This is a genomic window from Gracilibacillus phocaeensis, assembly GCF_900626275.1.
GTDB lineage: Bacteria > Bacillota > Bacilli > Bacillales > Amphibacillaceae > Gracilibacillus > Gracilibacillus timonensis.
In genome coordinates, this window is record NZ_LR131142.1 from 368,325 (window position 1) to 381,307 (window position 12,983).

At 41.6% G+C, this 12,983-nt stretch carries 8 protein-coding genes; 2 read left to right on the forward strand and 6 right to left on the reverse strand.

Translation table 11 applies throughout. The annotated features are described in order from the left end of the window. Positions 1-62: 62 nt before the first annotated feature. From E0E32_RS03895 to E0E32_RS03920, 6 genes are all read right to left on the reverse strand, one after another. Positions 63-3,047, reverse strand: coding sequence for an alpha-mannosidase (locus E0E32_RS03895; protein WP_130859037.1), 2,985 nt, complete (start codon positions 3,045-3,047; stop codon positions 63-65). Between the two features lie 36 nt (positions 3,048-3,083). Continuing rightward, positions 3,084-5,261: a hypothetical protein gene (locus tag E0E32_RS03900; protein WP_130859038.1), complete on the reverse strand. Its 2,178-nt coding sequence runs from the start codon at positions 5,259-5,261 to the stop codon at positions 3,084-3,086. Then, positions 5,254-7,296, reverse strand: coding sequence for a glutaminase family protein (locus E0E32_RS03905; protein ID WP_130859039.1), 2,043 nt, complete (start codon positions 7,294-7,296; stop codon positions 5,254-5,256). Before E0E32_RS03905 ends, E0E32_RS03900 begins: the two co-directional genes overlap by 8 nt. 69 nt (positions 7,297-7,365) lie before the next feature. Continuing rightward, complete coding sequence (locus E0E32_RS03910; RefSeq protein WP_066195963.1) at positions 7,366-8,997, reverse strand: extracellular solute-binding protein; 1,632 nt, start codon at positions 8,995-8,997, stop codon at positions 7,366-7,368. 42 nt (positions 8,998-9,039) lie between these two features. Further along, entirely contained in the window at positions 9,040-9,930 is an 891-nt protein-coding gene (locus E0E32_RS03915) for a carbohydrate ABC transporter permease (protein ID WP_130859040.1), read from the reverse strand. Positions 9,931-9,946: 16 nt separating this feature from the next. After that, entirely contained in the window at positions 9,947-10,906 is a 960-nt protein-coding gene (locus E0E32_RS03920) for an ABC transporter permease (protein ID WP_130859041.1), read from the reverse strand. A 349-nt stretch (positions 10,907-11,255) separates the two neighbouring features. Between E0E32_RS03920 and E0E32_RS03925 the strand changes: the two genes are divergently transcribed. Further along, complete coding sequence (locus E0E32_RS03925; RefSeq protein WP_161485733.1) at positions 11,256-12,380, forward strand: GntR family transcriptional regulator; 1,125 nt, start codon at positions 11,256-11,258, stop codon at positions 12,378-12,380. 53 nt (positions 12,381-12,433) lie between these two features. Continuing rightward, the gene (locus E0E32_RS03930) at positions 12,434-12,841 is read left to right on the forward strand and encodes a VOC family protein (RefSeq protein WP_130859042.1); all 408 of its coding nucleotides are present in this window, start codon (positions 12,434-12,436) and stop codon (positions 12,839-12,841) included. Positions 12,842-12,983: the final 142 nt, after the last annotated feature.

Below are 12,983 nucleotides of genomic sequence, written 5' to 3' on the forward strand. Positions count from 1 at the left end.
AGTATAGAAGTATAAATGAGAAATAATGTGCAAGTGTTTTAAAAATGACTATTCATTTCACACTATTCCCACTTCACCTTAAACGTCTTAATCTCAAACGGCTGAAAACGAATAGGTTGACCCAAATCAATGGCCTGCTTAGGTTCTTCTAACAAATTCGTCTCGATGATTTCTTCTACATCGATATTTAAAAGCAACTGCACTTGTGAATGACTGCCTGATGTTTCATACAATCGAATAATAATATCATTATCGTTTTCTGCCTTTTTCAATGTCGCCAGCATCACATGATTTCCTTCTATTTGTACAAAAGAAGAGGTGTTGTTATTTTGTTGTGCGCCCTCAAGCTCTGTAGAACGAACAGGAACATTTAATTCATATCCCTCTTTGTACACATCTCCAGCAATAAAGTCTCCTTGATGCGGATAGAAGCTATAAGTAAATGCATGCTCGGCTCGATCGGCCTCTGGATCAGGGCTGCCTGAACTTCGTAATAGATTTATATCCAGCTCATTTCCTTCGGCGCGATGTCCGTATTTACAATCATTCAATAAGGCAACACCATAGTTTGGCTCAGACATATCGATCCATTGATGGGCGCTGATTTCGTCCTTAGCAAAGTCCCAGGAAGTATTACGATGTGTCGGGCGCTCCATATAGCCAAATTGAATATCGCAATGCACATGAGTACTTCTTATGTGGAGTGGAAAAGAAGTTCTCAACATCTTATTAGACTCCTGCCAGTTTGTTTTTGTCTTAAAATCAAGACGGCGGCTGTTTAGTGTTAAACAGATGGATTGCTCGATGGTCGAGTTCCCATATTGATAGATGTGATTAATACTCGCCGTTGGCCCCTCGGTATGGCATTGAACCGTTAGTAACTCAGGTTGCATATGGATGGTTGATCGATAATCGGATGGGAAGTCCCAGCCATCGCCGTGGTCGTGATAAATAGTTAGCTGATTAGCAGAGCTGCCTGCTGCGATCGTCTCTCGTTGATTTTCTTTATCATAAATAGAACGAATCGTACCATCTGGTTGAAAAGAGACACTTAGAATATCATTTTCCAACAACTCAGGCTCTGCTCGCAATGGGGATTTTGCTAGATCATCCATGTTTGCTGCTTCTCCTAGCGAGTGGTATCCCATCGGTGGAAGGGTGATTTTCTTCCAGTTGTCATGATTGGATACCCACTTCTCTCTGGACCAAGGCAATGAGTTGAAAAAGGTAACCCCAGATAGTCCTAAATGCCGGCTTAGTGCTTGATAATGTTCTTCTATCCATCTCTCTACTTGATTCAACATCTTGTGGTATCGCTCTAATGATTCTTCATAGACACGTCCAATCGAGGAGCCGGGCAGAATATCATGAAATTGGTAAAGCATCACTTCTTTCCAGATGGTATCCAGCTCGTTGGCGGGATATGGCTTGATTCCTTTGATCATCGTGAGCGTAGCGGCAAATTCTAGCTCGCGTAAGGCGATTTCCAGCAAACGATTGAATCGCTTATTACGTGCTTGAGACGTGAGTGTTCCCTGGTGTTTCTCTAAATAAAGCTCTCCCACCCAAGTTTTATATTGATCAGCGGAGACTGCTAGCTTATCAAAAAATTCGATCGATGTTTCTTGCACTACTGGCGATAGCCCCAACAAATTTTTCTCGCGTTCCAGGCGTTCTAAGTGTTCTTGACCAGGCCCGCCGCCGCCATCGCCAATACCGAATAACATAAGGCTGTGTTCCGAAATATTCTTGTCGTAATATTCACGCTCTATTTTCTTAATCGATCTGGGAGCGGCAGGGCTGTTATACGTATCCTCTGGCGGTAGATGAGTCAAGATCTTACTGCCATCTATCCCTTGCCAATAAAAGGTGTGGTGCGGATGATCATTATATTCACTCCAAGAGAGCTTTTGCGTCATGACATAGTCAATATTTGCTTGCTGCAGGATTTGTGGCAAAGTAGGGGAGTAACCGAATATATCAGGCACCCACAATGTGCGCACATCCTTACCGAATTCGTCCGCAAAGAACCTTTTTCCATGTATGACCTGGCGAACGAGAGATTCTCCGCTAGGGATATTCGAATCAGGTTCAACCCACATACCACCTTGTACTTCCCAACGCCCTTCGGCAATTCGTTGTTTGATTTGTTCGTACAGCTTAGGGTAGTATACCTTCATCCACTGATATAACTGGGGTTGACTAGCGCCAAAGATATAGTCAGGATACTTTTCCAAGTTCCGAAGTACAGTGGCGAAGGATCTCGCTCCTTTACGAATCGTTTCCCTGATTGGCCAGAGCCACGCTAAGTCGATATGGGCATGGCCAATGGCGCTGATGGTCAATTCGACATCTCCATTTTGTTTGCCAAGTGGTACGGCCAATATATGGCGAGCCTGCTTGATGAGATCAGGTGACCAATCGACTAGCAAAAGGGAAACATCATATAAAGCCTGTAAGATCCTCGCCTTGCGGACAGCGTCATCCTCCAGCTGTTCTGCCAGCTCCAACAATACTTCAACATCATAGTATAAGGCCAGTGCCTCTTCATCACAGCTAGCAATCGTCGCCTCTTTTAAAGTACCGGATCTGTAATGACCAAACAGATCATTACAACCAGCGTCCGCCCATATGTTGATTTGTTCTGTCCCTAAGGCTTGATCTGTTACTTCTACCACTCTTTTTCCTGGCTTGCCTAGTGCGAGTTCGAATTCTGAATTGACATTGGTTAAGCCCTGAGTTGGAGTACCTGCATGATCGACGATACACAATTCCCCATTGACATCTATTAACAGTACAATTTTATCTCCGTGAGCACTTGAAGGAACCTCCCCGGTAAAATGGAACCAGGCACAATCCCAAAGCTCTCCCCATTTGTCGCCAGCAGCCAGGGTGAGGTAGTGGCCTGTCTCTTTTTCAGTAAAAGAGACAGGCTCTTTGGTTACCCATGCTTCTGTTCGCAAGGGAGCAATTTCTTTGTAAATGTTCGCTTCAATAAAATCTTTCATTCGATGTAATTTTTCTAATCTTATTTGTTCGTATGGCATGATTGACCCTCCGACCTTCTAAAGTTGAGTGGATATTTAGAGAGTAATTTGAATCGTTACTCCATCCGGGTGGTTATCATAAGTAAGCAGTAGCGTGTGGCTGTCTGGCTCCCATTCCGTATCTGCCTCCTGATATTTGCCCGGTTGTGTGGCAATAGATACTTTCTTCGGTTCTTCAGGACACTTTATTCTGTTGACGCCGGGTACATGCAGTGGTCCTTTTGCTAAAAAGGTGAACTGCCCTTGCTCTACTTCTGCTTCCTCTATTCGAGAGGAAGCGGCAATGACCTCGAAGCGTTGGCTATCTTGTTGATGCTGTAAATCATACACAAATGATTGCTTACCTGGAGAAACGTTGATGGTCTTATGGACGGTTAACTGATCATCTAATAAATCGACAAACAAACCGTCTAGCTGTAATACTTGTTCAGAAACCGACTCATCCAAAACGGCACTGATAATATAAGGTCCTCTTCTAATCAATAAATAGTTTTGTTCTTCCCAGATATCGTTTTGCTTGCCGGCTTCTTTGGTTCTTTTTACTGCTGTTAGTAATTGCTCTGCCATTTCTGCACTTTGCGCAAATTGCTTTGGATGTTTACGCAGAAGATGGACGACGCCTTTTCCGACTGCGTGCATATCTTGCTCTGATTGCTGATCTATCCCTAAGACTTCCAATAGATGTGCTGCCGGATTAGTGAAGGTTTTCTCCCCTTGGTTCCACCATTCTTTTGCTTGATGATAAGGATCACTGTCATCCCCAACATAAATGAGACAGCCGCCTTCCTGCACCCACTGACTTAAGGCAAGATGGATATCTGGTGATTCCGGTTTCATATACTCATAGCTTAAAATTAAGGTGCGATAAGGATCGAGATACGATGGGAATCGTCTAATATTATCTAATTGCACAGGTCTTATCGGTACCCCAGCCTTTAAAAATGGTAAGGTTAATCCATAAAAATCGGACCAGTGTAATAACTCCTTGGCTGTATCGGTCTGCAGCATATCCACTTTTGTTCCATCATAGCGTTGTGATACCTCTTCGTTGGAGCTATCCAACGGACTACGTTGAAACATGGCGGAATCAGAAAGGAAAACGCCGATGGTATCTTGGTTTCCATCCCATTCGATGAAATCCTGCTTTAAATCTCGTAGGGTGTTCATCAGAATCAGCAAGGTTGCGGCATAGCTTGCAGGAATCTTCTCTTTGCCTGTGCCGTCTTTTTTGGGATAGGATTTAGTAAAAATACGATCCGGCCATGGCGAAATCTCATAGTGCCAGACATTAGGATGAAACAGTGATGCCGTTAATGTCTTGATATAATTTTGTTTGTAATCCTCCCAGTCATAACTTGGGTTATCCTCAATCGGGTCATGTAAAAACCAGATTTTCCGATCGGTGCCGCGGGCAAGTTCTTGCATCATGCCATACTCTAAATAAGCTGTCTCAAAGGTACGCTCCTTGGTAACTCCTTTGTAGACATTCGGTGTGCGTGATGTCCCTGTCCAAACTTGAGCAATATAACCATCGATGGTAGGTAAATCAAGTAATTGTGATTGAGGACTGACAATCCGCCATTGTGTATAGTTAATTAAGCTATGTGTAGGCACATAGAAACGAAGCTCCCGACCATAGGTGACCAGTGCGTATTCTTTCAATTCTCCACAAAGCCGATCTAGGCAACGTTTGTATAGATAAGCCTTTAGTTTGGAAGCTCGGTATTGAGCGTCTGCCGATTCATGAGGGGCTTTCCAGGGTTCTTTATAATAAATTTGCCACTCTCTTTTAAAGGCTTCTGAATACCCGCCTTCTACCCAAAACTCTGGCTCTTCCAAATGAATAGCTTCTACTCCGGCATCTACGGCCTTTTTAATTCTTTGCGTAAGGAAATCGGTGTAAGCAATCGTTGGTACCATGTAGGGTACGTCCTTACCGTGGCTGATTATATCGCCAAGGCGGTTCTTTTGTGCCTCCTCCCAGTGATTTTTCCCGTCTACTTTTCCATATAAATAATCTTGATATTCTCCCCAAGCAACGCCAGTCATTAGATGGGTGATATAGCCTTTTTGCTGCCATTCCTGAATTCGTTGGGGCATCGAATCGTCAATGCCGTAAACCATGACAAAATCTGTTTGTAAATCAATCGCTGGGTGATAAGGCACCCTTTCCTGAAAGCCTGTACGTTCTTCCGATCTGTTTATACTATACATCCTGTCCCTCCAGATTAACTTTTTTATTGTTCTTCCAGTCTGCTTGTAAAAGTAAGAGGATATAGACACCACCTACGACGGATCGGTTTTTAAAGTTCATTCGCTTGGCTGTTTTGGTGTCATACCAATCCGAAAAAGGTACCCTGTCTGATGTTTCATGTAAAAAGCGCCAGAGCGGCTTGATTAGAGCCCTTTTATCCTCGCGTTGTTTCGCTAAGGACGCTGCCCATACCAGCCAATCCGCTTTCGTATAGGTTTCTCGACTATCTAATGGTGTGCCGTAGCGATTTCTTTGCGCTAGGTAGTAGCTAACCTCTTGTTCTTTTACCTCTTTAGAAAATAGATTCAATGAGAAGATATCATCCCAAATTAGGTTGTACTTTAGGCTCCATGTGTTTGGCTGATTAAAGGTCAAGCGGTAGTGATCTTTGTCATCTGCCATGCGTTCCCATTCATTGGCCATGTCCTGAGCTAATGCTAACCATTGCTTCTTCTCTTCCTGTTTACCAATCCACCCACATAACAGACCATAACTGGCGATTCCCATGATTGCTTTGATGGAGAGGTTGGCATTATGAGCAAGATGTCCGGCAAAATCATCGGTGCAAAGTTGATGCTGTGGATCAAGGCCATTATTTTTTAGGTGCTGGGCCCATTGAGAGAGTAAATCCCAGTTTTCCTCGGCGAAATCGGTCTGATCGTCAGCCAAACAGACGGCGGCCATCATGATTAATAGATTGCCGGACTCTTCAATTGGCATTTGGTTTTCTAATTTGTTGTCACCATAGACCTGTCCGTTGGCAACTGGATAGCAGCCCACGTCATGTGGAGCAAAATCAAACGGCCACTCAGGTGATCGCGCAAAATGAAAGATAGCTCGCATCATTCCTTTAACCAAGTCAGGATTGTAAAGGAGAAACAGCGGAGTAGATGGGTAACTGATATCGACCGTCCCAATGCAACCATTGCTGTTGTTCTCCTTAGACAGAAATAATAACTCCCCATTATCATCTAAGACCAGCTTATGTGCTGCAATTGCTTGTCGATAGGCGAGGGCAGTGATATCGCGATAGTCCTCTCCACCGGCTGCAGTCGTGGCTTGGTTTAATTGCTGGTCAAATGCTTGACATTCTCGTCTGATATCGTGATATTCCGTGATGGCTGATTGGATAACGTCAGATATTTCCTGTCCGTTTCGTTTCCAGTAGCCGGGAAGGTGTTGATGAAAATATTCGATCGAAAAAATATCATCATAAGCAAGCACGATAAAGTTGGATTTTTTGTCTTGACTAACAGTGTCATAATTTATCGTAGTTGCCATGACAGGACAATCCTCATCCACGCTTCTTGGCGTATAGGAATGATCCTTTTCAGTTAAGCGCCCATTGATCGCCCATTTCCTGCGCACATCACTCGAATCAATCACCGAATGGCTATGCTGTGCATCAGGCAGTGCTAAATGGAGGTAGCCCCAGTCAATCCGGGTATCATCTCCTGTTCGTTTTAATATCGGTTGATCTTGAGTGCCCATTTTCATGACTTCGGTTTGATTTGCTAACGAATATCTCGACCAAGTGACCTTTTGTTCGGTGTCATGCACACACCATTCCCCAGTTACATCAAAATAAATCTGCACATCATGTGTTTGATGATCATTAGATGATACTTCAAATGCGACATAGGAAGCCGGACGAGACAGCAGATCCAGTTTATCAAGCAGAAGGGGCGTCATGAATTCTACTTGAAGCTGGATTCCGGCTCCTTCCAATGTATAACTAGTAGTTAATGGATCAACCGTAAGCTGTGTTTGCTCTAAGTGATCGATGTCGTCATGAATTTTCTTGCCCATAAAGTGATACACCTTACCATCGACACGTATCATGCCCGTCATACCGTGAATGCCAGTTGTTCCGTTTTCGTTATATGTCCAATGGTGGGTATGATTATCATAGAGGTGGTCATTACCGCTCCAAACATTGAAATAAGGATCTACCGTTAACAAAGGAACGGCAGGGGGTCTAAATGCAGTCGTCATGTTTTCACGTCCTTCTATTTGGAATAGGAAGCCCCTTCTATATTGGAAAGGGCTTCTTTAAGCAAGGTATTAATTGGAAGTACGATAACGCATAAATTCTGTTCCACTTTGTGCTTGTTCCGTGATCTCTGCAGCAACCTCTTCAATTCCGGCATTGCGGAGGGCGTCACGTGTTTCGTTAATAATGCTAAGCGCCTCTTCATCTGAACCTGCATGAATTGCCTGTTGCACAACATCTCCCATCACAATTGTCACCGGTTCAATTTGTTCAAAATTAGGGTGATCCCTTAAGACAGAATAAGGATCTATTCCAGTCACAGGTTGAACCCCGTCTTGTCTGACGATCTCAGCATACTCCTGTTGTACTTGATATTGTTTATTCGCTTGATGCCCCAAAGGTCCACCGCCTAATGTCGTTACGCGATCCATACCGGAAAGTGTTAAATAAGCGTTGTCTATTCCCTCATCCTTCAAAGTACCATCATTTATCTTTTCGATAACTTCTTCTTTAGCTACTACTTCGCCATCTTCTAAATCATAGTGTTCGCCTTCAATACCAAACTTGGAAAGCATATAACCTTCATCACTGGATAAATAATCAAATAAGCGGACAAATGCCTCTAGTTTTTCCTCGGAAGCGTCACCAAAGACAGCAATAAGCTGACTGCCCTGCACATTAAATTCGGTACGATAACGATCACCGCTAAAGTCTTCCATCGGTCCTAAAGGTACATATTTTTCTTCTAAGTCACCTTGTTTTGCGTCATTCCACATACCATTAAATTGATTCGGCATGACGGCATATCTTCCTTGAGATATTTTTTCGCGAGCAATTGTTCCTGTATGTGAGAATACCTCTGGATCCACTAATCCTTCTGCCATTAATTTTCGCATAAATAATACCCATTCCTCGTACTCTTCGGTCATAAAGTTGTATCTAGCATTACCTTCTTCATCGATAAACCAACTGCCTGCACCTGCTACGGGTACAAACATTTCAGAGGTAATATCTAATGGCCAGCCGTTATCATAAGCTCCTAAAGGGAAAACTTCATTGCCACTTTCTTCAAATCCACCTTCTTTCACTGCCTTCAGAAAATCATATAAGTCATCAGGTGTTTGCACCGAATCTGGGTCAATCCCCACCTCATTAGCAATATCCTGATTGACATATAAGCCATACAACCAATCCCCAATATCTTCTTCTGTTGATGGATACATAGAATGAAGAATGAATTGTCCGCCTTGCTGCTGACTGATGATATCATTGTACAAAGAAACAGACATGTTCTCTTCTTTCACTACTTCAGCTAATCTCTCATGTTCTTCAATATATGGTGTTAAATCATGCAAGAGGCCATCGTTCGCTGCTTCTAACAATAACTCTGATTCTTTACCCCAGGCTGGACCGATATAGACATCCGGAAATTCTCCGGTTGCTAATACCTGTGTCAGCTTATCTACCTCGCTGCCATTGGTATATTCAAACTCCAAGCTGACTCCTGTTTCTTCCCTGATTTTTTCTGCAACAGGATTATTCATGGGATCCTCTGGTGCATTACCACCGGAGCCATTCCAGTTGTGCAATACCTTTAACGTTACTTCACCATCACCTTCCCCAGAACTATCTTCGTTACTACAAGCCGCCAAAAGCGTAAAACTGAGCATCACCATCAACCACACAATTACTTTTGTTCTCATTTTTCTTTCCCCCATTTTAGGTTTTTTGGAAAACGAAATAAATTATCCTTTAATTGAACCTACCATAACCCCCTTGACAAAGTATTTTTGTAGAAATGGATATATACAGATAATCGGTAAGGTTGCTACGATTAATGTTGCCATTCTCAGTGACTCTGGAGTGACATTAATAATACCGGATGCTACGGTAGTGCCGGACTGTGAGGATCTTTGAGCGGCATTGGCCAATGCTTCGGATTCCGTTAATAATTCATTAAGTAATGTCTGCACGGGTCGCAATGCCTCATCAGTAACAAAGTAAGCACCGGTAAACCAATCATTCCAATGAAAAACGCCTTGGAATAAAGCGATCGTTGCCAACACTGGTCTAGAAAGCGGTAGGATGATCGTCATAAAAATGCGAAAATTACTTGCGCCGTCGATTTGTGCCGATTCCTCCAGTGATTTTGGCAGCTGTTCAAAGAAAGTACGAATAATAATGATGTGGAAAAAGCTGAACAAAAACGGAAACACATAGACCCAAAAGTTATTAATTAATCCCAGCTCTCGAAATAAAATAAAGTTGGGAATCATTCCTCCACTAAAGATCGAAGGTATAAAAATAAAGAAAGTAAAGAATGTTCTTCCAGGTAACCCCTTTTTGGTAAGGGCATAGGCAAATAATGCAGACAGAAATACATGTAAACTAGTACCAATAACGGTTCGTAACACGGTGATGACATAAGCATTTAAAAATGTGCTATCTTGAAAGATTTGAATATAGTTTTCAAGAGTGAATCCGCGTGGAAGAAAATAAATAGGATGTTTCATTGCCTCGGCACCATCACTGAATGAATAGGCTAGGATATAGATGAATGGATAGAGGGTGCAGAAGGCGAAAACAGCTAATAATGTATAGTTAACAATGGAAAACACCGACCAATTTCTCTTCATTTTGCACGATACCTCCTTACCATAATGATGTGTCATTGACTTTTTTACTAATGCTATTGGCAATGATAATTAAAATTACACCTATCGCTCCTTGGAATAACCCCACGGCTGTAGCATAGCTTAGTCTGCCCTGCTCCAAACCTGATTGAATAACATGCACATCTAAAACTGTGCCAATCGAAGCAGTAGCTGGTGTGTTAAGCAGTAGCAATTGTTCATAACCTACAGTCATAATGCCTCCACAGGCTAGCAGGAACATAATCACCATTACCGGTCGTATCGAGGGTAAGGTAATATGCCACATTTGCCGGAAGCGATTAGCGCCGTCCATCTTGGCCGACTCATATAATTGCTGATCAACCCCCGAGATAGCTGCTAGATAAATAATCGCTCCGAAGCCGACTGCTTTCCAAATATCAGAAAGGATAATGATTTGATAAAAATAATGAAGGTTTCCTAAAAATTGAATTTTATCGAATCCTAGGGAAGCGATCATCTCATTGATTGGACCACCATATGGTGTGAGCATTCGCTGTAATATAGTAACGACTACAACCCACGAAATAAAGTGAGGTAGATAAGATATCGTTTGGACAGTCTTTTTAAATTTTAAGACTTTTACCTCGTTAAGAAACAAAGCTAACAAAATAGGCATGGGAAATCCTATCAATAATTTCATCAAGCTGATTGTTAGCGTGTTACGGATAATATCCCAGGATTGGTAGAAATTAAAGAATTCTTTGAAATATTTTAGACCGCTCCAATCACTACCGGTGATTCCTTCGACAAAATTAAAATCCTTAAAAGCGACGGTTAAACCATACATCGGTATATAAGAAAAAATGACAAACCAGATAATCCCAGGCAACATAAATAAATAATATAAGCGGTGCTGCCATATTCTTAACCAAAGACTTTTTTTGCGCGGTTTACTATCCTGGTCTCGATACACACCTTTTTCCGCTTCTGCATGCATTCCTGCCTCACTTCCTTTCTAGTTTTAAAATGTATGCGTTTTCAAGTGAATTATATTAAATATAATGTCATATGTCAATACATTATATTATATTAAAAATAATAATATGTTATAATTTTTGTATATGAGGAATAGATTAGGGTGAATAAATCTATCTTCTTTGGCATACGCCATGAAATGTGAAGGGGATAGAGTAAGCTTTTCTAATAAACATGATTATCGCAAAAATAGAGGGGGAAGAGGTAGTCTTTTCATTGATTAGACATGGAAACTAGGCTTATACTAAAAGATATATATGTTTTATAATTTTTGAGACGGAATATGGAGTTTGATGAATAGGTGGTGGCATATGAAACCTTTATACGAGCAAATATATAAATCGTTAAAAGAAGATATTATTACAGCAAAATATCAGGTGGGAGATCAGATCCCCTCCGAAAAAGAACTATCAAAATATTTTGATGTTAGTATCATTACGATTAAAAAGGCATTGGAAAAGTTAACAGATGAAGGATTAGTATCGAGAACGAGAGGGAAAGGGACGTTTGTTTCTAATCATACGAGTGGTAACACCATGCCAAGAAATAATGGTAACAAAAAAACACCCTTAATTGGTTTGATTGTAACCGATTTTGACGATAGCTTTGGCAATCGGCTAATCGGAGGGCTGGAGGATGCTGCTCAGGATAAATGTCATATTATTTTAAAACGGTCGCTGAGCAAACCAGAGAGAGAAGACAAGGCAATCCGGGAATTGCTTGATTATGGCGTCGATGGTCTGATTATTTCTCCTGCAAATGCAGAACATTATAGCCGTGAAATTCTTAAAATGATTGTCGATCAATTCCCGTTAGTATTAATTGATAGGGCCTATAAAAGCTTGGCAGTAACCTCGATCTCAACAGACAATGAAAAAGCAGCGAAAGAAGGAATCAATTATTTAATGAACCTTGGTCATGAAAGTATAGGTGTGTTAATACCGAAAGATAATACGACAACGGCTATTGAGGATCGGATTAAAGGTGTGGTAGAGGCCATCGTAGAAAAGAAGATGGTGGTAAACCGTGAATTGTGGTGTACCGATATCAAAAGTCCGTATCCGACCCATGTAGAAGAGATGCAAACAGACATCGAAACGATTAAAGCGCATTTACAACAACACCCTCAGATTACCGCATTATTTGCATTAGAGTATAATATTGCTTTATTAGCAAAACAAGCCGCGGAACAACTAAATTTGCAGGTTCCCGATGATCTATCGATTGTTAGTTTCGATAGCCCGCCAAGAAACATCATCGAATGGAATTTTACCCATTTACAACAGCAGGAAGAAGAGATTGGTCAACAGGCATTAAACCGATTGCTGGAAATGTATCAGGGCGACTTCGGGATTAATGATATTCGTATACCTGCAAAAATGGTAGAGGGCAGTACGACAAAACAATGGATGGTGGAGTATGTAAAGGGGGAATGACGCCTACTTCGCTCAGAGAATGATAGAAATTTCACAAATGGGAGGAATAAACAATGATCAAAAGAATTGGACACACGGCATATACAGTGGCGAATATGGAGGAATCGTTAGCTTTTTATTGTGATTACTTGGGCTTCGAAAAATTATTTGAATTAAATAATCCAGAGGGAGAGCCATGGATTGTTTATGTGAAAGTATGCGAGGGACAATTTATTGAATTATTTTATGGTGGGGAAAAACGTAATCCAACAGATGAAAGTACGATCGGCTATCAACATTTATGCCTAGAAGTAGATGATATGAACAAGCTTGTCACTGACCTAAAAGCAAAGGGTGTAACCTTGGATGTAGAACCACAACAAGGTCTGGATAAAAACTATCAATGCTGGGTGAAGGACCCGGACGGGAATCGGATTGAGTTTATGGAATTGCATCCGGAATCGCCGCAGGTTAAGGGGTAGGGCATAGTCGATTAGAGTGAAAAATCGATTAAAAAAGCATTTTCGAGCCAATTAGTATAAGATGATGTTACTTTCCGTATTATCATCCATAAATCCCCCTAAAAATTAGAATGAGATATTTAACTTTTAGGGGGTTGATACA

Coding starts and splice junctions, on each gene's coding strand:
- E0E32_RS03905 (WP_130859039.1), bottom strand. CDS start 7,296: ATGACGACTGCATTTAGACCCCCTGCCGTTCCTTTGTTAACGGTAGAT.
- E0E32_RS03930 (WP_130859042.1), top strand. CDS start 12,434: ATGATCAAAAGAATTGGACACACGGCATATACAGTGGCGAATATGGAG.
- E0E32_RS03900 (WP_130859038.1), bottom strand. CDS start 5,261: ATGTATAGTATAAACAGATCGGAAGAACGTACAGGCTTTCAGGAAAGG.
- E0E32_RS03920 (WP_130859041.1), bottom strand. CDS start 10,906: ATGCATGCAGAAGCGGAAAAAGGTGTGTATCGAGACCAGGATAGTAAA.
- E0E32_RS03895 (WP_130859037.1), bottom strand. CDS start 3,047: ATGCCATACGAACAAATAAGATTAGAAAAATTACATCGAATGAAAGAT.
- E0E32_RS03915 (WP_130859040.1), bottom strand. CDS start 9,930: ATGAAGAGAAATTGGTCGGTGTTTTCCATTGTTAACTATACATTATTA.
- E0E32_RS03910 (WP_066195963.1), bottom strand. CDS start 8,997: ATGAGAACAAAAGTAATTGTGTGGTTGATGGTGATGCTCAGTTTTACG.
- E0E32_RS03925 (WP_161485733.1), top strand. CDS start 11,256: ATGAAACCTTTATACGAGCAAATATATAAATCGTTAAAAGAAGATATT.